The organism is Streptomyces sp. NPDC089919, assembly GCF_040684615.1.
Taxonomy (GTDB): domain Bacteria; phylum Actinomycetota; class Actinomycetes; order Streptomycetales; family Streptomycetaceae; genus Streptomyces.
The window spans coordinates 1-17,282 of sequence record NZ_JBFBGK010000100.1; the positions used below are offsets into that span (position 1 = coordinate 1).

Genomic DNA, 17,282 nt, shown 5'->3' on the forward strand with positions numbered 1-17,282 from the left:
ATGTACGTCCGGTCGTTGCGGACGCCCCGGTACCGCGGGTCGTCGGTGCGCTCGACGGCGAACTTGGTCGCGAGCACGATCTCGTCGCGGTGCGCGGCCACGAACGGGGCCAGGAACTCCTCGTTGGCCCCGCGGCCGTAGATGTCGGCGGTGTCGAAGAGGGTGACACCGGCCTCGAGCGCCGCCTCCAGGGTGTCCCGCGCCGCCGCCTCGTCGGTGTCGCCGTAGAACTCGCTCATGCCCATGCAGCCCAGGCCCTGGACACCGACCACCGGGCCGCCGGTGCCGAGTTCCGCCGTGCCGATCCTGCTCTGCCGCTCCGTCATGGCCGTGCCTTCCCGCCGTAGATGCCGATCTTGTAGTCGAGAACCGCCAGCGCGTCCGTCAGCTCGTCGATCCGGGCCGCCACCTCGCGGCGGGTCCGCTCCAGCAGCTCCCGCCGCTCGTCGACGGTGTGCGCGCCCTCGCGGACCAGCTCCGCGTACCGGACCATGTCCGCCACGGCCATGCCGGTGGCGCGCAGCTTGCCGACGAAGGCGAGCCAGTCGAGGTCCTTGTCGCTGAAGCGGCGCTGTCCGGAGTGGGACCGGTCCACGTGCGGCATCAGCCCGATGCGCTCGTACCAGCGCAGGGTGTGCGCGGTCAGTCCGGTGCGCTCCGCCACCTCGCTGATCGTGTACCGGGTCTCGGTCAGGTTCATGGTCCCCACGCTAAAGACTTGGAGTGCACTCCAAGCAAGTAGGCTCGACGGCATGGAGAGCCTGCGCATCATCGAGACCTGGCCCGTGCCCACCGCCGCCGCGGCGGTCGTCCGGGCGGACGGCACCGTCGCCGGTACCCACGGCCCGGTGGACCACCGCTTCCCGCTGGCCTCCGTCACCAAGCCGCTGACCGCGTACGCCGCCCTGGTCGCGTACGAGGAAGGCGCGATCGAGCTGGACGAACCGGCCGGTCCCGAGGGTGCCACGGTCCGGCACCTGCTCGCGCACACCAGCGGGCTCGCCTTCGACGAGCACCGGGTGATGGCCCCGCCCGGGGAGCGGCGGCTGTACTCCAACGCCGGCTTCGAGGCGCTGGGCGACCACATCGCCAAGGCCACCGACATCCCCTTCGCCGAGTACCTGCACCAGGCGGTGCTGGAGCCGCTGGGGATGACCGCCACCACCCTGGAAGGCTCCCCCGCCAAGGACGGCGTCTCGACCGTGGCGGACCTGGTGCGCTTCGCCGCCGAGCTGCAGGCGCCCCGGCTGCTCGACCCGCGGACGGTCGCCGAGGCGACCTCGGTGGCGTACCCGGGCCTCAAGGGCGTCCTGCCGGGCTACGGCCACCAGTCGCCCAACGACTGGGGGCTGGGCGTGGAGATCCGGGACGGCAAGTCCCCGCACTGGACGGGCGCCTCCTCCTCGCCGCGGACCTTCGGCCACTTCGGCCAGGCCGGCACCTTCCTGTGGGTCGACCCGGACGCCCGGGCGGCCTGCGTGGCCCTGGCCGACCGCGCCTTCGGCCCCTGGGCCGTCGAGGCCTGGCCGCCCTTCACGGACGCGGTCCTCGCCGAACTCCGCTGACGGAGTCCGCTGACGGAGTCCGCTGACGGACCCTCAAGCCGGCGGCCCGCTAGGCGAGTTCCCACATCAGCAGCTCCCCCGGGGTCCGGGCGGCGAGCTCCAGCTCGGCCGGCCCGGTGATCCGGGCCGAGTCCCCGGGGCCGAGCACCGCCCCGCCGAGCGCGTGCTCCCCGCGGACCACGTGGACGTACACCCGCGGGGCGGCCGGCACCGCCGTCCGCCCGCCGGCGGCGAGCCGGCGCACGTGCAGCACCGCGCCGGCCGCCGGGACCGCGTAGGGCGTGCTGTCCGCGATCCCGCGGACGATCTCGTACGAGGGATCCCCGCCCGGCTCCACAGGGGCGAGCCACATCTGCACGAAACGCAGCGGAGCCTCGCCGTCGTTGCGCTCGACGTGCCGTACGCCGGCGCCGGAGCCGAGCCGCTGGACGTCCCCGGCCCGGACCTCCGTGGCGTGCCCGGTGCTGTCACGGTGCGTGAGCACGCCCTCGGTGACCCAGGTGACGATCTCGGTGTGGCTGTGCGGGTGCTCCTCGAAACCGGCGCCGGGCGCCAGGCTCTCCTCGTTGCACGCCAGGACCGCCCCGAAGCGAAGATTGTCCGGATCGTAGAAGCTCCCGAAGGAGAAGGCGTGCCGGGTGCCGATACCGGCCTCCGCGTCCCCGCCCGGATACCGGTCCGCACCGCGCCGCACATCAATCATGGGGGCCACGGTAGACCCCGGGGCTCCGGAGGGGCGCCCGGATAAGGCAGTCTTGTCCCGTGCCAGAACCCGATCGTGAGCATCTCCCCGCGCACCCCGACCACCCGCATGCCGCGACACTGCGACGGCTGGAGAAGTCCTCCGGACGTCTCGCCGCCAACGCCATCGCGCGCATGGACGAGGCGCTGCCCTGGTACCGGGCGATGCCGCCGGAGAACCGGTCGTGGATCGGCCTGGTCGCCCAGGCCGGCATCGCGGCCTTCACCGAGTGGTTCCGGCACCCGGAGACCCCCCAGGCCATCTCCACCGACGTCTTCGGCACCGCCCCCCGCGAGCTGACCAGGGCCATCACCCTGCGCCAGACCGTGGAGATGGTCCGTACGACGATCGAGGTCATGGAGGCCGCGATCGAGGAGGTCGCGGCCCCGGGCGACGAGTCGATCCTGCGCGAGGCGCTGCTGGTGTACGCGCGGGAGATCGCCTTCGCCACCGCGCAGGTGTACGCGCAGGCCGCGGAGGCCCGTGGCGCCTGGGACGCCCGCCTGGAGTCCCTGGTGGTCAACGCGGTGCTCTCGGGCGAGGCCGACGAGGGCGCGCTCTCCCGGGCCGCGGCCCTGGGCTGGAACTCCCCGGACCACGTCTGCGTGGTGCTGGGCACCGCCCCCGACGGGGACAGCGAGCTGACCGTCGAGGCCATCCGGCGGGCCTCCCGGCAGGCGAAGGTGCAGGTCCTGACGGGTGTGCTGGGCGACCGGCTGGTGGTCATCGCGGGTGGCAGCGACAACCCGGTCCAGGTGGCCAAGGCGCTGATCGGGCCGTTCGCGGCCGGTCCGGTGGTGGCCGGGCCGGTGGTGCCGGACCTGCTGGCGGCCACCCGCTCCGCGCAGGCCGCGGCGGCCGGCCTCAAGGCCTGCTCGGCCTGGCAGGACGCCCCCCGCCCGGTGCTGGCGGACGATCTGCTGCCGGAGCGCGCGATCGCCGGAGACCCCGCCGCGCGCGAGCAGCTGGTGGAGGAGATCTACAGACCGCTGGAGGAAGCCGGCTCGGCGCTCCTGGAAACCTTGAGCGTCTATCTGGAGCAGGCGAGCAGTCTTGAGGGAGCTGCACGGATGCTCTTCGTACACCCGAACACCGTGCGCTACCGGCTACGACGTGTGACCGACGTCACCGGTTGGTCGCCTTCGGATGTGCGTTCCGCGTTCACCCTGCGGATCGCGCTGATCCTCGGGCGTCTGGCCGATGGCGACACGCAGTCCTAGCCTTTTGTTGGACATCAACAATTAGCCCACCGGTTCTTCGTCCCTGTCCCCACGGGCGGGGGAGACCGCCGACAAGAGAGAGTGTGAGAGTGCTCGTACTCGTCGCTCCCGGCCAAGGCGCTCAGACGCCCGGCTTCCTGACCCCCTGGCTCGACCTTCCCGGCGCCGCCGACCGGCTCGCCGCCTGGTCCGAGGCCATCGATCTGGACCTCGCGCACTACGGCACGAAGGCCGACGCGGACGAGATCCGCGACACGGCCGTGGCCCAGCCGCTGCTCGTGGCGGCCGGCCTGCTCTCCGCTTCCGCGCTGGGGGCCGTCACCCCCGGCGCCGTCGCCGGCCACAGCGTCGGCGAGATCACCGCGGCCGCGTACGCCGGTGTCCTGGACGACACCGCGGCGCTGCGCCTGGTCCGCACCCGCGGCCTGGCCATGGCCGAGGCCGCGGCCGTCACCGAGACCGGCATGGCCGCGCTCCTCGGCGGCGAGCCGGAGGTCGTCCTCCCGCACCTGGAGAAGCTGGGTCTGACCCCGGCGAACATCAACGGCGCGGGCCAGATCGTGGCCGCCGGCACCGCCGAGCAGATCGCCGCCCTCGTGGAGGACAAGCCCGAGGGCACCCGCAAGGTCGTCCCCCTCAAGGTCGCGGGGGCCTTCCACACGCACCACATGCAGCCCGCGGTGGCGAAGCTGGCGGCGGCGGCCGAGGGCCTGGCCCCGGCGGACCCGGCGCTCGCGTACGTGTCGAACAAGGACGGCCAGGTCGTGACCACGGGCGCCGACGTCGTCGCCCGGCTGGTCGGCCAGGTCGCCAACCCGGTCCGCTGGGACCTCTGCATGGAGACCTTCGGCAAGCTCGGGGTCACCGGCCTGCTCGAGGTCTGCCCCGGCGGCACGCTGACGGGTCTGGCCAAGCGCGCCCTGCCGGGCGTGGCCACGCTGGCGCTGAAGACCCCGGACGACCTGGAGAAGGCCGCCGAGTTCGTCGCCGAGCACGCGGCCGAGCAGACGGCCTGAGAGAAGGAGCCCCCACCGCATGTCGAAGATCAAGCCTGCCAAGGGCTCCCCGTACGCCCGCATCCTCGGGGTCGGCGGCTACCGTCCGACCCGGGTCGTGCCCAATGAGGTGATCCTCGAGACGATCGACTCGTCCGACGAGTGGATCCGTTCCCGCTCCGGCATCGCGACCCGCCACTGGGCCTCGCCGGAGGAGACCGTCGCGGCCATGTCCGTGGAGGCCTCCGGCAAGGCCCTGGCCGACGCCGGTGTCTCCGCGGAGCAGATCGGCGCCGTGATCGTGTCGACCGTCTCGCACTTCAAGCAGACCCCCGCGGTGGCGACGGAGATCGCCGACCGGATCGGCGCAGTCAAGCCGGCCGCGTTCGACATCTCCGCCGGCTGCGCCGGCTTCGGCTACGGCCTGACCCTGGCCAAGGGCCTGGTCGTCGAGGGTTCCGCGCAGTACGTACTGGTCATCGGCGTGGAGCGGCTCTCGGACCTGACCGACCTGGAGGACCGCGCGACGGCCTTCCTCTTCGGCGACGGTGCGGGAGCCGTGGTGGTCGGTCCCTCCGAGGAACCGGCGATCGGTCCGACGGTGTGGGGCTCCGAGGGCGACAAGTCCGAGACCATCAAGCAGACCGTGCCCTGGGACAAGTACCAGAGCGGCGACCGTTTTCCGGCCATCACGCAGGAGGGCCAGGCGGTCTTCCGCTGGGCCGTCTTCGAGATGGCCAAGGTCGCCCAGCAGGCCCTGGACGCGGCCGGCATCTCGGCCGACGACCTGGACGTCTTCATCCCGCACCAGGCAAACATGCGGATCATCGACTCGATGGTGAAGACTTTGAAGCTGCCGGAGCACGTCACGGTCGCCCGTGACATCGAAACCACCGGCAACACCTCGGCCGCCTCGATCCCGCTCGCCATGGAGCGGCTCCTGGCGACCGGAGCGGCGAAGAGCGGCGACACCGCGCTCGTCATCGGCTTCGGGGCGGGTCTGGTCTACGCCGCGACGGTCGTTACTCTCCCCTAGGCACTCCGGGTCCCCCGGACACCCGCCACACCACCACTCACACAGCTATCGAAGGAGCGCCAAATGGCCTTCACCCAGGAAGAGATCGTCGAGGGTCTCGCCGACATCGTCAACGAGATCGCGGGCATCCCGACCGAGGACGTCCAGCTCGACAAGTCCTTCACCGACGACCTGGACGTCGACTCGCTGTCCATGGTCGAGGTCGTCGTGGCCGCCGAAGAGCGCTTCGACGTCAAGATCCCGGACGAGGACGTCAAGAACCTGAAGACCGTCGGCGACGCCGCGGACTACATCCTGAAGCACCAGGCCTGATCGACCTGCGCTTGTCGCCACCCGGCGGTGGCGCCGTGACAATTCAGCACCCTCTTACACGTGGAGAAAGAATTCCTGTGAGCCCGACCAATCGCACCGTGGTCGTCACCGGTATCGGCGCCACCACTCCGCTGGGTGGCGACAGCGCGTCGACCTGGGAAGGCCTGCTCGCCGGCCGTTCCGGGGTCAAGCCCCTGGAGGGCGAGCGCTTTGCCGACCTCCCGGTCCGCATCGCCGCTCCGGTCGCCGTCGACCCGAGCGAGGTGCTCCCCCGCCCGCTGGCCCGCAAGCTGGACCGCTCCGCGCAGTTCGCGGTGATCGCGGCCCGCGAGGCCTGGGCCGACGCCGGCTACACCGCCCCGGCGGGCGAGGACGCGGCCATCGCGCCCGAGCGCCTGGGCACCGTCATCGCCTCCGGCATCGGCGGCGTGACCACCCTGCTGGACCAGTACGACGTCCTCAAGGACAAGGGCGTGCGCCGGGTCTCCCCGCACACCGTCCCCATGCTCATGCCGAACGGCCCGTCCGCGAACGTCGGCCTGGAGGTGAACGCCCAGGCGGGCGTGCACACCCCGGTCAGCGCCTGCGCGTCCGGCGCCGAGGCGATCGGCTACGCCGTCGAGATGATCCGTACCGGCCGGGCCGACGTGGTCGTGGCCGGCGGCACCGAGGCGGCCATCCACCCGCTGCCCATCGCGGCCTTCGCCAACATGATGGCGATGTCGAAGAACAACGACGAGCCCGAGAAGGCCTCCCGCCCGTACGACAAGGGCCGGGACGGCTTCGTCCTCGGCGAGGGCGCGGGCGTCGTGGTCCTCGAGTCCGCCGAGCACGCCGCCGCGCGCGGTGCCCGCGTCTACTGCGAGGTGCTGGGCCAGGGCCTGTCGGCCGACAGCCACCACATCGCGCAGCCCGAGCCGACCGGCCGGGGCGTCGCCGCCGCGGTGCAGAACCTGCTCGACAACACCGGCCTGAAGCCCTCCGAGGTCGTGCACCTCAACGCGCACGCCACCTCCACCCCGCAGGGCGACACCGCGGAGCTGAAGGCCCTGCGCAAGGTCCTCGGCGACGACCTCGACCACGTGGCCATCTCCGCCACCAAGTCGATGACCGGTCACCTGCTGGGCGGCGCCGGCGGCATCGAGACCGTCGCGACCGTGCTGGCCCTGTACAACCGGCTGGCCCCGCCGACGATCAACGTCGACGAGCTCGACGACGACATCGAGGCGGACATCGTCCGCGACGAGCCGCGCAAGCTCCCCGACGGCGAGATCGTCGCGATCAACAACTCCTTCGGCTTCGGCGGCCACAACGTCACGCTGGCGTTCCGCTCCGTCTGATCCGACGCGTACCACGCAGCAGGGCCCGCCCGGTTCCGACCGGGCGGGCCCTGCTGCGTCGTGGGTGGCGCGGCTCAGACGACCTGGTGGAGCCAGCGGACCGGGGCGCCCTCGCCCGCGTACCGGAAGGGCTCGAGCTCGTCGTCCCAGGGCTTGCCGAGCAGCCGGGTGATCTCCGCCTCCAGGTCGGTCTCGCCGCCGGCGGCCCGGGCCAGGGCCGCGCGCAGCCGGTCCTCGGGGATCAGGATGTCGCCGTGCAGTCCGGTGACGGCGTGGAAGATGCCCAGTTCGGGGGTGGAGCTGTAGCGCTCGCCCTCGGCGGTGGCGCAGGGCTCGGCGGTGACCTCGAAGCGCAGCATGTGCCAGCCGCGCAGGGCGGAGGCGAGCCGGGAGGCCGTACCCGCCTCGGCCTGCCAGGAGAACTCGGCGCGCCAGGTGCCCGGTGAGGCGGGCTGTCTGATCCAGTCGAGGTTCACCCGCACTCCGAGCACGCCCGCAACCGCCCATTCCACGTGCGGGCAGAGCGCGCGCGGTGCGGAGTGCACGTACAGGACTCCACGTGTCGTCACCGGGACCTCCAGTGTGGGACGAGGTTCGCCTTCCCCGGCGGCCCCGTACCAGTGCCGCTCCCGAGGTCACCCATGGTAAACGACATCGGGAGTGAATCTCCTGAAAACGGACAGTATGTGACGTGATGTAATGTACCGGAATAGATCTGACATTGCGCCACTGGGAATGTGCGGCTGAATCGCCACGGGGAAAAGCTACCGTGCGCCGGGCCCCCAGGTGTGACGTACGGTCGGTCCAAAGGACCGGAAACACCGAGCTTTCACTCAGCAGGACGCCCCGGGTGACGACCCGGCGGCACGGGAGGGGACCTGGCCATGGGGAACACGACGAGGCACCGGCCGGGCCGGACGGCCCTCGCGGGGGCCGCCGCGGGCCTGCTCGTGCTGGTCGGGGCGGTCTCCGGGTGCTCGGCCGGGGACGGCGGCGACGGCAGCGGCCGGGGCGGCCAGTCCGCCACGCGGCCGGAGCGGAAAACCACTCCCCAGTGGAAGGCGAATCCTTCCTCCATCGCCGCTGTGGGTGACTCCATCACCCGTGGTTTCGACGCCTGTTCGGTCCTGGCGGACTGTCCGGAGGCCTCCTGGGCGACCGGCAACGACCCGGCCGTGCACTCCCTCGCCAGCCGACTGCTGGGCGACGCCAAGGCCGCCGGCAGCAGTTGGAACTTCGCCCGCACCGGCGCCCGGATGGCCGACCTGCCCGGCCAGATGGAGGCGGCCGTCGAGCGGCGGCCGGAACTGGTGACCGTGATGGCGGGCTCCAACGACGCCTGCCGGGCCAGCGCCCGCGCCATGACCCCGGTCGCGGCCTTCCGCGCGGACTTCGAGCGCGCCCTCAAGGAACTGCGCAGCACGCTGCCGCGGACCCAGGTGTACGTCTCCAGCGTGCCGGACCTGCTGCGCCTGTGGGAGCAGGGCCGGGGCAGCCCGCTGGGCCGGCAGATCTGGAAGCTGGGCGTCTGCCCCTCGATGCTGGCGGACCCGGAGGCCCTGGACACCCCGGCGGTGACGCGCCGTCAGGCGGTGCGCACCCGGGTGGAGGCGTACAACCGGGTGCTGAAGGACGTGTGCGGCAAGGACCCGCTGTGCCGGTACGACGGCGGCGCGGTCTTCCGGTACCCCTTCACCGCCACGCAGTTGAGCCGCTGGGACTGGTTCCACCCGGGCAAGGACGGCCAGGCCCGACTGGCCGAACTGGCCCACCGTCAGGTGACCGCGGCCAGACCGCCGTCGGGCTGAGCCGTAGGTGAGGCCGGACGTACGGGGGCCGGGGGGCGGGTGTCAGGACCCGCCCCCCGGCTCCGGTTCTCGGGGGTGTCGCGTCGAGGTCAGACCTCCAGCGCCGCGCTCAGCCGGATGTCGGCCACCGAGCGCCCGACCTGCACCCGGTAGCCGCCGGGCACCTGCGTCCAGCCGCCCGCGGTCTCGTCCCAGATCTCGAAGGCCCGGGCCGGCAGCCCGATCTCGACCTCGACGCTCTCGCCGGGGCCCGCCTCGACCCCGGCGAAGGCCGCCAGCCAGCGGGCCGGCCGGCCCGCCGGGTCCCCGGCGGGGGCGAGGTAGACCTGCACGACCTCGCGGCCGGGCCGGTCGCCGGTGTTGCGCAGCCGGACCCGGGCGGTGCCGGGCGCGGCCTCCAGGGACTCGTACGTCCAGTCCGTGTAGCCGAGGCCGTGGCCGAAGCAGTACGCCGGCGCGGTGCCGGCCCGCTCCCAGGCGCGGTAGCCGATGAAGACGCCCTCGTCGTAGCTCAGGACGCCGTCGGTGGGGGCCACCTCGGTGACCGGCGCGTCGGCCAGGGCCGCCGGCCAGGTGGTGGGTAGCCGGCCGCCGGGCTCGGCGGCGCCGAGCAGCACGTCGGCCAGGGCCGCGCCGCCCTCCTGGCCCGGGAACCAGCCGAGCAGCACCGCGGCCACCTCCTCGCGCCAGGGCAGTTCGACCGGGGAGCCGGCGTTGACCACCACGACGGTGCGCGGGTTGGCCGCGGCCACCGCGCGGACCAGGTCGTCCTGGCGGCCGGGCAGCCGCAGGTCGGTGCGGTCGAAGCCCTCGGACTCGACCCGCTCGGTGGTGGCGACCACCACGACCGCCGTGTCGGCGGCCCGGGCGGCCTCGGCCGCCTCGGCGATCAGCAGGTCGGGGTCCTGCTGCGGCCCGAGGTGCAGGAAGGAGAACATCAGCGCCTTGAGCGGGGCCGCCGACAGGTCCGGCGCGGTGTAGAGCAGCGAGACGGTGACCGGCTCGCCCGCGGTGAGGGTGACCCGGCCGCGCTCGCTGGGGGCGCCGAAGAAGGCCTCGAAGGGGTCGGCCTCCGCGCCGATCCCCTGGACGCCGGACCAGAGCGGGACGCCGTCGACGGTGAGCTCGAAGGCGCCCAGGCCCCGGGTGCCGAAGGCGTGCTCGCCGCTCTCGCGGGGCACGAAGGTGCCGGTGACCTCGACGGTGGCGAGGGTGTCGTAGCCGACCCCGGCGGGCAGGTCGTCGCCGATCCACTGGACCTGGCCGCTGGGCAGGCTGCCCTCGCCCAGGACCGCGCCGGCCGCGTCCCGGCAGATGGCGCGCAGGGTGAAGCCCTGGTCGGCGGGGGTGAGTTCGTCGCTGGGGTCGGCGCCGACCACGAAGGTCAGGGCGCCCTCCGGCAGTGCGGCGGTCAGCCCGTCGAGCGGGGAGAGGACCCGCTCGGGGAAGACGGTGGCCGAGCCGCCGCCCAGGATCCGGGCGTCGCGGGCGGCGGCGCCGAGCAGGGCGACGGTGCCGCCGGCGGCCAGCGGCAGGACCGGGGCGCCCGCGGCGTCCGGCTCGTTGCGGACCAGGACGAAGCCGCGGCGGGCCAGTTCGCGGGCCAGCGCCTGGCCGTCGATGCCGGCGGGCGGGTCGGCGACCACCGGCGGGGCGCCTTCCAGAGCGCCGACCCGGGCGGCCAGCCGCAGGACGTTGCGCACCGCGGCGTCGACGTCGGCCTCGGCGGCCTCGCCGGCCCGGACGGCCGCGGCGAGGGCGGGTCCGTAGACGGTCTGGGGGCCGGGCATGGCCACGTCCATGCCGCCGGCGATGTCGCCGGTGGTGGAGCGGGCGGCCATCCAGTCCGAGACGTTGAAGCCGTCGAAGCCCCACTCGCCGCGCAGGACCTCGTTCACCAGGTAGCGGTGCTCGGTCATGGTCGTGCCGTTGATCTTGTTGTAGGCGGTCATGATGCCCCAGGGGTGGGCGTTCTCGACCACGGCCTCGAAGGGGGCCAGGTACAGCTCGCGCAGCGGCCGGGGGGCGATGAGGTTGTCGACGGTGAAGCGGTCTGTCTCCGCGTCGTTGCCGACGAAGTGCTTGACGGTGGTGGCGACCCCGCCCTCCTGGACGCCGTTGACGTAGCCGCTCGCGATCTCGCCGGTCAGGTACGGGTCCTCGGAGTAGCACTCGAAGTGCCGGCCGCCGAGCGGGCTGCGGTGCAGGTTGACGGTGGGGGCGAGCAGGACGTGCACGCCCTTGCGGCGGGCCTCCTGGGCGAGCAGCCGGCCGGCCCGGCGGGCCAGCTCCGGGTCCCAGGCGGCGGCCAGGGCGGTGGGCGAGGGCAGCGCGACCGAGGGGTCGTCGGCCGTCCAGCGGACGCCCCGGACGCCGACGGGGCCGTCGGACATCACGACGGAGGCCAGCCCGATCTCGGGGAGGGCGGGCAGGGACCACATGTCCTTGCCGGCCAGCAGGCGGGCCTTGGTGTCGAGATCGAGCTTGCCGAGCGCCGCCTCTACGGCGTCCGCGCGTGCCTGGTCGGCCTGGGTGTCGGGCGTGCGGGCCACGGGCCGTACCTCCTCGTTGAAAGTCTGGTGGGCTGGCCCCATCGTGCACCCACCTACCTGTTGGTCGGTAGGTGACGTAACCTTTTCGTGACATCTTTTCCCGGTGGGCCGATGGCGTACGGTCTCCGGGACGGACTACGGAAAGGGGTGGCGGGGGCCATGGCCAGGGCCAGGAGCGAGGAGCGGCGCGGGGAGATCCTGCAGGCGGCCGTCGAGGTGATCGCCGAGCGCGGCTTCCGGGGCGCGTCGCTGGGGGCGGTGGCCGAGCGGGTGGGCCTCACCCAGCAGGGCGTGCTGCACTACTTCCCGTCCAAGGAGGCGCTGCTGGTCGCCGTCCTGGAGGAGCGCGACCGGTGGGACACCGGGGGCGGCGCGCGGGACGGGCAGAGCTGGCGGCTGGACCTGCTCGCCTCGCTGGTGGAGTACAACGCGATGCGGCCGGGGATCGTGCAGACCTTCTCGGCGCTGCTGGGCGAGTCGGTCACCGACGAGCACCCGGCGCGGGAGTTCTTCACCCACCGCTACGGGCAGGTGCGGGCCGAGATGGCCGCGGTGCTGCGCGCCGAGTACGGGCCCCGGCTGCCGTCGGGGCTCACCCCCGAGCGGGCCGCCCCGCTGCTGACGGCCGTGATGGACGGCCTCCAGTACCAGTGGCTGCTGGACCCGGCCTCGGTCGACATGCCGGGCGCCTTCCGCGACTTCCTGACCCTGCTGCACGGCGGTCCGGCGGACGACTGAGCCGCGCGCGGCGGTACCCGGCCCCGGGGCGCGGCCGCCCTAACGTGTGGCGCATGGCGCACCAGGGGCCCGTACCCGAACCGCAGCTCGCCGCGGCCCGCCTCAAGGAGCGGCTGTACGCGACCATCACGATGATCTCGGTGGTGATCGGCCTGGCCTACGCGGCGCACGCCGACGCCCCGGGGGCCGCCGCGGCGGTCGGGGCGACCTCCGTCGGCCTCTGGCTGGCCAGCCTGGTCGCCGACGAACAGGCCCACCGGGTGGTCTCCGGCGGCCGGACCTCCGCCCGGGAGCTGCGCCGGATGCTGTACGTCAGCAGCCCGCTGCTGCTGTCCGCGGCGGGGCCGCTGCTGCTGGTCGGCGCGGCCGGGCTGGGGCTGATGACGCTGCACGCCGCGCTGCTGACGGCGGCCTGGGTGAACGTGGCGGGCCTGTTCGCGTGGGGCTGCTTCGGAGGCCTGCGGATGGGCGGCTCGGCCGCGGCAGCCCTCCTGGGCGGCGCCCTCGACGCGGCCATCGGCACGGCCGTCGCCTTGGTGAAGGCCTTGGCGCACTGAGGGCGGCCCGGCCGTTCGTGGTGTGTGGGGCCCCACTGCGGGGCTTCGGGGCCGTCCGTGGTGTGTGGGGCCCCTCGCCCTCAGCCCCGCAGCGCCGACAGGTCTCGGCGGCTCAGGTCCGGGCGGGCCAGCAGCTCCGCGCGGACCGCGTCCAGGATGGGGAGCGGGGCGGTGGCGGTGGCCAGGGAGACGTCCTTGGCGGCCAGTTCGACCGGGAAGTGGGCGCCTTCGGCGAAGGTGCGGGCCAGGGCCCCGGCCAACGGGCCCTTGCCGAGCTCGGTGCGCACCAGGTCCTCGGGCAGGCCGAGGGCCCGGCCCAGCCGCAGGGCCTCGACGGTCAGGGCGACCCCGCCGATGACCGCGTTGATCAGCACCAGCTTCAGCGCGGCGCCCGCACCCGTGTCCGGTCCGCAGTCGGTGACCTGCCCGAGCCGGGCCAGCACGGTCGCGACCGGCTCGGGGCGGGGCCCGCCCGCCAGCACCCACAGGTCGCCGGTGGCGGCCCGGTCCACGCTGCCCATGACGGGCGCGTCGGTGAGGGTGACCCCTTCCGGCAGCCGGCCGGCGAGCTCGCGGACCGTGTCGGGGCCGACGGTCGAGGTGTCGATCCAGTGGACCCCCGGCCGCAGCGCCGGCACCAGCGCATCGGCGACGGCCAGCGCGGCCGCCGGGTCGGCCAGCATCGTGATGACGAGGTCCGCGTCCCGGACCGCCTCGGCGGGCGTCGCGGCCACCGCCGCACCCGCCCCGGCCAGCGGCGCGGCCTTGCCGGCCGTACGGTTCCAGACGGTCAACGGGTAGCCGGCGGACAGGAGGTGACGGGCCATCGGGAGGCCCATGCTGCCGAGGCCGAGAAAGGCGATCTTTTCCATGCCCCCGACGCTAGGGGCGGGCCAGGCATGCGACAAGCGAATGTCTAGCATGGCTGCCATGTCAGAACCGCATGGACGGTACGAGGTCTTCCTGCGCGTGGCCCGGGCCGGCTCCTTCACGGCGGCCGCCGCCTCGCTGGGGTACACGCAGTCGGCCGTCTCCCGGCAGGTCCAGGCCCTGGAGGACGAGTGGGGCGCGCCGCTCTTCGACCGGCTGCCGCGCGGGGTGCGGCTCACCGAGGCGGGCCGGGTGCTGCTGCCGCACGCGGAGGCCGTCCGGGACCGGCTGAAGGCGGCCCGGGCCGAGCTGGGCGCGCTGCGCTCGCTGGGCGGCGGCACCCTGCGGGTGGGGGCCTTCGCCGCGGCGGACGTGACGCTCGTGCCGCGGGCGGTGGCCGCGTTCCGCGAGCGGCACCCGGGCGTCGCGGTCGAGCACGCGGAGGGCCCCACGGCCCGCCACCTCACCCTGCTGGCCGAGGGGCGGCTGGACATCGCCGTGGTGAGCACACCGGCCGGACGGCCCCTGGACGGACCGGAGTTGCACCCGCTGCTGGCGGAGCCGATGTACGTGGCGCTGCCCCGGGGGCACCGCCTCGCCGGCCGGCGGGAGCCGCTGCGACTGGCCGAACTGGCGGAGGAGGACTGGATCGAGGGCGACGTACGACCCGAACAGACTCTGATGGCACCGGCGTTGGCGGCCGGCTTCCGGCCCCGGGTTGCCTTCCGGGTCAACGACTGGACCGCCAAGCAGGGCTTCGTGGCGGCCGGTCTGGGGATCACGGTGCTGCCCGCGCTGGCCGCCGGGGCGGTCCGGCCGGACCTGGTGCTGGTGCCGGTGTCCGCCGAGGACCTGCCCTGCCGCCGGGTGTTCGCGGCCACACCGCGCGGGCTGGACCCGTCACCGCCCGCGGCGGCCCTGCTGACGCTCCTGCAGTCCGGGGCGGCGGCCCTGGCGTTGTAGCGGTGCTGTGACGCGGGGGGCTCTTGCGGTCGCCGGAGGGATCATTACGCTCAGCACAGGCGGCCCGCTGACCACGGGCCCGACGCACAGGGGGTAACGACATGCTCACCACAGCACTTCTGCTCGGGGCGATGCTGGCGGCGGCCGCGGCGGCCGTCGTGGTGATCGCGCGCCGGCAGCACCGGCGGACGCGGGACCTCGAGGACCTGGCGGCCGACCACGCCCGGCGGGACGTCGCGGCCCACCACAACGCGGGCGACCACCCGATGGCCTACCACCGGGTCACCCCGCCGGTCGCGGACGGCTTCCGGGGCTGACCGGCTCCGGGGGGCGCCCAGCCCCCCGGACCCGACTCACGCTCCGGCCGCCCCCGCCGCCGCGTCGATCAGGTGGCGCTGCCCCCAGGCTCCCAACGGGGCCAGGGCCTCGCCCAGTTCGCGCCCGAGCGGCGTGAGCGAGTACTCCACGCGCGGCGGCACCTCGTCATGGACCTCGCGGTGCACGATCCCGTCCGCCTCCAACTCGCGCAGCTGGGCCGTGAGGACCTTCTCCGTCACGCCCGGCAGCAGCCGGCGCAGAACGCCGAAGCGGCACGGCGCCTCCTCCCCCAGGGCCCAGAGGATGACGACCTTCCACTTGCCCTCGATGACCTGCACCGCCGCCTCGATGCCGCAGTGCCCCGCCCCCGGCCTGACCGCCCGGCTCATCGCGCCCCCTTCTGACCTGCTCGCATACCTCGGGGTAAGCACCCACTTCGAAGTGCGCACTTGAGCCCCTTTCGACCTGCGGCAAGGCTAATGCGCATGACCGACACCACCACGCACAAGACCCCCCTCACCCTCCTCGGACTCGGCTCCATGGGCACGGCCCTGGCCCATGCCTGGCTCGCCGCCGGGCACCCCGTGACCGTCTGGAACCGCTCCCCCGAACGCACCCGCCCGCTCGCCGCCGCGGGGGCCGCCGTCGCCGCCACCCCGGCGGCGGCCGTCGCCGCGAGCCCGCTGGTCGTGACCTGCCTGCTCGACGACGCCTCGGTCGGCGCGGTGCTGGCCGGCGCCGACCTGCGCGGCAAGGACCTGGTCGACCTCACGACCGGCACCCCCGCGACCGGGCGGGCCCGCGCCGCCTGGGCCGCGGAGCGCGGGGCGCGCTTCCTGGACGGCGGGATCATGGCGGTGCCGCCGATGGTCGGGGTCCCCGGCTCGGGGGCGTACGTCTTCTACAGCGGCGACCCCGGCCTCTTCGAGGCCCACCGGGCGGCGCTGGAGGCGGTCGGCGGGGCCCGGTACGTCGGAGCCGACCCGGGGCACGCCGCGCTCTACGACTCGGCGCTGCTCAGCGCCATGTACGGGATGTTCGCCGGGGTCGCGCACGCCTACGCGCTGATCGGCGGCGAGGACGTCGCCGCGAAGGAGCTGGCACCGCTGCTGGCCGAGTGGCTGGGCGCGATGACCCCGGCGGCGGTGGCCGGTACGGCGGAGCGGCTGGACTCGGGCGACCTGACCACGGGGGTCGTGTCGAACCTGGCGATGCAGGCGGGCGGCACGGCCGGGTTCGCGGCGACGGCCCGGGGCCAGGGGGTCAGCACCGAACTGCTGGACCCGTACTTCGCCCTGCTGCGCCGGGGCGTCGAGGAGGGCCGCGGCGACCAGGACAACGCCGGGCTGGTCGGCCTGCTGCGGCGGCCCTGATCCCGGTGGGCCGCTACGGCGCGGTGGTGCCGAAGGCGGCCGGGGCCGGTCCGAAGCCGGCGGCCGCGGGCCCCTCGCCGGCCGCATCGGGGGCGTCCCCGGCGGTCTGGTCCGCGGGCTCCCCCGATGGCTCGTCCGCGGCGGCGTCCGCCAGGTCGCGGACCATCAAAGTGGCGCCCGCCACCGCGCCCGGCATCAGGAAGACCGCGACCAGCGGCACCAGGAAGGCCAGCACCAGCGGGACCCCGAAGCCGAGGGCCAGCATCCGGCGCCCGCGCAGCAGCGCCAGCTGCTCGGTCAGCCCGATGCGGCGGCGCATCAGCGCGACCGAGGTCAGCTCCTGGGTGAGGAAGTAGCCGGAGACGCAGAAGCCGACGGCGGGGACCACGGTCTGCCCGAGCACCGGCACGAAGCCGAGGGCGAAGAGCAGGACGCCGTAGAGCGCCACCCGGCCCAGGATCCGCAGGGCGTCCCGGGCCCCGATCCACAGCTCCCGCCACAGCGGCAGCCCCGATTCCGGGACCTCGCCGCCCTCGGAGCGGTCGACCTCCTCGGAAAGGGACTCGTAGAAGGGCTGGCCGATCAGCAGGGTGACCGCGGTGAAGGTGATCACGGCGAGGAACAGCCCGAGGGCGAAGAGCAGCGCGGTCAGGAAGCCGCGGAAGAGCCCGAGCCAGGGCGAGGACCAGTCGTCGGCGAAGGGCGTGGCCCAGGCCGTCAGGTCGTCGGCGCCGTAGGCGAGGCCGATCAGCGCCGCCGCGTACACGACCAGGGAGATCAGTCCGGGCAGCAGCCCGATCCCCAGCCACCGGCCGTGACCGGCCACCCACCGCTGTCCGGCCACCAGGTAGCGGAAGCCCCCCGCAAGATCTCGCATGGGGCCAGGGTATCCA

Annotated in this window: 20 protein-coding genes; 12 read left to right on the plus strand and 8 right to left on the minus strand. The window is 74.0% G+C overall.

Annotation, left to right across the window (positions count from 1 at the left end):
* Together AB0O40_RS30040 and AB0O40_RS30045 are read right to left on the minus strand one after the other, a co-directional pair.
* A partial coding sequence (locus AB0O40_RS30040; protein ID WP_365048248.1) for an aldo/keto reductase occupies window positions 1–326 on the minus strand: 326 nt, incomplete at its 3' end.
* A complete protein-coding gene (locus AB0O40_RS30045; RefSeq protein ID WP_365048249.1) occupies window positions 323–700 on the minus strand; it encodes a MerR family transcriptional regulator in 378 nt (125 codons plus the stop codon). The genes AB0O40_RS30045 and AB0O40_RS30040, both read right to left, overlap by 4 nt.
* A 52-nt stretch (window positions 701–752) precedes the next feature.
* Between AB0O40_RS30045 and AB0O40_RS30050 the strand changes: the two genes are divergently transcribed.
* Window positions 753–1,565, plus strand: coding sequence for a serine hydrolase domain-containing protein (locus tag AB0O40_RS30050; protein ID WP_365048250.1), 813 nt, complete (start codon window positions 753–755; stop codon window positions 1,563–1,565).
* 49 nt (window positions 1,566–1,614) lie between these two features.
* On the opposite strand, the gene AB0O40_RS30055 is transcribed toward AB0O40_RS30050, so the two are convergent.
* Entirely contained in the window at window positions 1,615–2,268 is a 654-nt protein-coding gene (locus tag AB0O40_RS30055) for a pirin family protein (protein WP_365048251.1), read from the minus strand.
* A gap of 59 nt (window positions 2,269–2,327) precedes the next feature.
* On the opposite strand from AB0O40_RS30055, the gene AB0O40_RS30060 reads away from it, so the two are divergent.
* The 5 genes from AB0O40_RS30060 to fabF all read left to right on the plus strand — a co-directional run bounded on the left by AB0O40_RS30060 (window position 2,328) and on the right by fabF (window position 7,210).
* Window positions 2,328–3,527, plus strand: coding sequence for a helix-turn-helix domain-containing protein (locus AB0O40_RS30060; protein ID WP_365048252.1), 1,200 nt, complete (start codon window positions 2,328–2,330; stop codon window positions 3,525–3,527).
* A gap of 89 nt (window positions 3,528–3,616) precedes the next feature.
* A complete protein-coding gene (locus tag AB0O40_RS30065) occupies window positions 3,617–4,543 on the plus strand; it encodes an ACP S-malonyltransferase (RefSeq protein ID WP_365048253.1) in 927 nt (308 codons plus the stop codon).
* Window positions 4,544–4,562: 19 nt separating this feature from the next.
* Window positions 4,563–5,558, plus strand: a complete 996-nt coding sequence (locus AB0O40_RS30070) for a ketoacyl-ACP synthase III (protein ID WP_365048255.1) — start codon at window positions 4,563–4,565, stop codon at window positions 5,556–5,558.
* A 63-nt stretch (window positions 5,559–5,621) separates the two neighbouring features.
* On the plus strand, window positions 5,622–5,870 hold the full coding sequence (locus AB0O40_RS30075) for an acyl carrier protein (protein ID WP_365048257.1): 249 nt from the start codon (window positions 5,622–5,624) through the stop codon (window positions 5,868–5,870).
* A 77-nt stretch (window positions 5,871–5,947) separates the two neighbouring features.
* The gene (fabF, locus tag AB0O40_RS30080) at window positions 5,948–7,210 is read left to right on the plus strand and encodes a beta-ketoacyl-ACP synthase II (RefSeq protein ID WP_365048259.1); all 1,263 of its coding nucleotides are present in this window, start codon (window positions 5,948–5,950) and stop codon (window positions 7,208–7,210) included.
* Between the two features lie 74 nt (window positions 7,211–7,284).
* On the opposite strand, the gene AB0O40_RS30085 is transcribed toward fabF, so the two are convergent.
* On the minus strand, window positions 7,285–7,779 hold the full coding sequence (locus tag AB0O40_RS30085) for a DUF3145 domain-containing protein (protein WP_365048261.1): 495 nt from the start codon (window positions 7,777–7,779) through the stop codon (window positions 7,285–7,287).
* Between the two features lie 315 nt (window positions 7,780–8,094).
* On the opposite strand from AB0O40_RS30085, the gene AB0O40_RS30090 reads away from it, so the two are divergent.
* Entirely contained in the window at window positions 8,095–9,018 is a 924-nt protein-coding gene (locus tag AB0O40_RS30090; protein ID WP_365048263.1) for an SGNH/GDSL hydrolase family protein, read from the plus strand.
* An 89-nt stretch (window positions 9,019–9,107) separates the two neighbouring features.
* Here AB0O40_RS30090 and AB0O40_RS30095 read toward each other — a convergent pair whose 3' ends face one another.
* Window positions 9,108–11,570 carry a glycoside hydrolase family 3 C-terminal domain-containing protein gene (locus AB0O40_RS30095; protein WP_365048265.1) on the minus strand — a complete coding sequence of 821 codons (2,463 nt, stop codon included), beginning with the start codon at window positions 11,568–11,570 and terminating at the stop codon, window positions 9,108–9,110.
* 159 nt (window positions 11,571–11,729) lie between these two features.
* Here AB0O40_RS30095 and AB0O40_RS30100 point away from each other — a divergent pair, with 159 nt between their 5' ends.
* Complete coding sequence (locus AB0O40_RS30100) at window positions 11,730–12,308, plus strand: TetR/AcrR family transcriptional regulator (RefSeq protein ID WP_365048267.1); 579 nt, start codon at window positions 11,730–11,732, stop codon at window positions 12,306–12,308.
* Window positions 12,309–12,361: 53 nt separating this feature from the next.
* The gene (locus tag AB0O40_RS30105; protein ID WP_365048269.1) at window positions 12,362–12,865 is read left to right on the plus strand and encodes a hypothetical protein; all 504 of its coding nucleotides are present in this window, start codon (window positions 12,362–12,364) and stop codon (window positions 12,863–12,865) included.
* 80 nt (window positions 12,866–12,945) lie between these two features.
* On the opposite strand, the gene AB0O40_RS30110 is transcribed toward AB0O40_RS30105, so the two are convergent.
* On the minus strand, window positions 12,946–13,737 hold the full coding sequence (locus AB0O40_RS30110) for an NAD(P)-dependent oxidoreductase (RefSeq protein ID WP_365048271.1): 792 nt from the start codon (window positions 13,735–13,737) through the stop codon (window positions 12,946–12,948).
* 58 nt (window positions 13,738–13,795) lie between these two features.
* Here AB0O40_RS30110 and AB0O40_RS30115 point away from each other — a divergent pair, with 58 nt between their 5' ends.
* A complete protein-coding gene (locus AB0O40_RS30115; protein WP_365048273.1) occupies window positions 13,796–14,698 on the plus strand; it encodes a LysR substrate-binding domain-containing protein in 903 nt (300 codons plus the stop codon).
* Window positions 14,699–14,799: 101 nt separating this feature from the next.
* Window positions 14,800–15,015 (plus strand): hypothetical protein, encoded by a 216-nt coding sequence (locus tag AB0O40_RS30120; RefSeq protein ID WP_365048275.1) that lies wholly within the window; start codon window positions 14,800–14,802, stop codon window positions 15,013–15,015.
* Window positions 15,016–15,051: 36 nt separating this feature from the next.
* Here the strand turns inward: AB0O40_RS30120 and AB0O40_RS30125 are convergent, their stop codons facing one another.
* A complete protein-coding gene (locus tag AB0O40_RS30125) occupies window positions 15,052–15,405 on the minus strand; it encodes a helix-turn-helix domain-containing protein (protein WP_365048277.1) in 354 nt (117 codons plus the stop codon).
* 96 nt (window positions 15,406–15,501) lie between these two features.
* Here AB0O40_RS30125 and AB0O40_RS30130 point away from each other — a divergent pair, with 96 nt between their 5' ends.
* Window positions 15,502–16,389: an NAD(P)-binding domain-containing protein gene (locus AB0O40_RS30130; protein ID WP_365048279.1), complete on the plus strand. Its 888-nt coding sequence runs from the start codon at window positions 15,502–15,504 to the stop codon at window positions 16,387–16,389.
* Window positions 16,390–16,402: 13 nt separating this feature from the next.
* Here the strand turns inward: AB0O40_RS30130 and AB0O40_RS30135 are convergent, their stop codons facing one another.
* A complete protein-coding gene (locus AB0O40_RS30135; RefSeq protein WP_365048281.1) occupies window positions 16,403–17,266 on the minus strand; it encodes an EI24 domain-containing protein in 864 nt (287 codons plus the stop codon).
* Between the last annotated feature and the right edge of the window lie 16 nt (window positions 17,267–17,282).

Coding starts and splice junctions, on each gene's coding strand:
- AB0O40_RS30070 (WP_365048255.1), top strand. CDS start 4,563: ATGTCGAAGATCAAGCCTGCCAAGGGCTCCCCGTACGCCCGCATCCTC.
- AB0O40_RS30135 (WP_365048281.1), bottom strand. CDS start 17,266: ATGCGAGATCTTGCGGGGGGCTTCCGCTACCTGGTGGCCGGACAGCGG.
- AB0O40_RS30100 (WP_365048267.1), top strand. CDS start 11,730: ATGGCCAGGGCCAGGAGCGAGGAGCGGCGCGGGGAGATCCTGCAGGCG.
- AB0O40_RS30110 (WP_365048271.1), bottom strand. CDS start 13,737: ATGGAAAAGATCGCCTTTCTCGGCCTCGGCAGCATGGGCCTCCCGATG.
- AB0O40_RS30120 (WP_365048275.1), top strand. CDS start 14,800: ATGCTCACCACAGCACTTCTGCTCGGGGCGATGCTGGCGGCGGCCGCG.
- AB0O40_RS30055 (WP_365048251.1), bottom strand. CDS start 2,268: ATGATTGATGTGCGGCGCGGTGCGGACCGGTATCCGGGCGGGGACGCG.
- AB0O40_RS30050 (WP_365048250.1), top strand. CDS start 753: ATGGAGAGCCTGCGCATCATCGAGACCTGGCCCGTGCCCACCGCCGCC.
- AB0O40_RS30125 (WP_365048277.1), bottom strand. CDS start 15,405: ATGAGCCGGGCGGTCAGGCCGGGGGCGGGGCACTGCGGCATCGAGGCG.
- AB0O40_RS30115 (WP_365048273.1), top strand. CDS start 13,796: ATGTCAGAACCGCATGGACGGTACGAGGTCTTCCTGCGCGTGGCCCGG.
- AB0O40_RS30105 (WP_365048269.1), top strand. CDS start 12,362: ATGGCGCACCAGGGGCCCGTACCCGAACCGCAGCTCGCCGCGGCCCGC.
- AB0O40_RS30075 (WP_365048257.1), top strand. CDS start 5,622: ATGGCCTTCACCCAGGAAGAGATCGTCGAGGGTCTCGCCGACATCGTC.
- AB0O40_RS30090 (WP_365048263.1), top strand. CDS start 8,095: ATGGGGAACACGACGAGGCACCGGCCGGGCCGGACGGCCCTCGCGGGG.
- AB0O40_RS30045 (WP_365048249.1), bottom strand. CDS start 700: ATGAACCTGACCGAGACCCGGTACACGATCAGCGAGGTGGCGGAGCGC.
- AB0O40_RS30130 (WP_365048279.1), top strand. CDS start 15,502: ATGACCGACACCACCACGCACAAGACCCCCCTCACCCTCCTCGGACTC.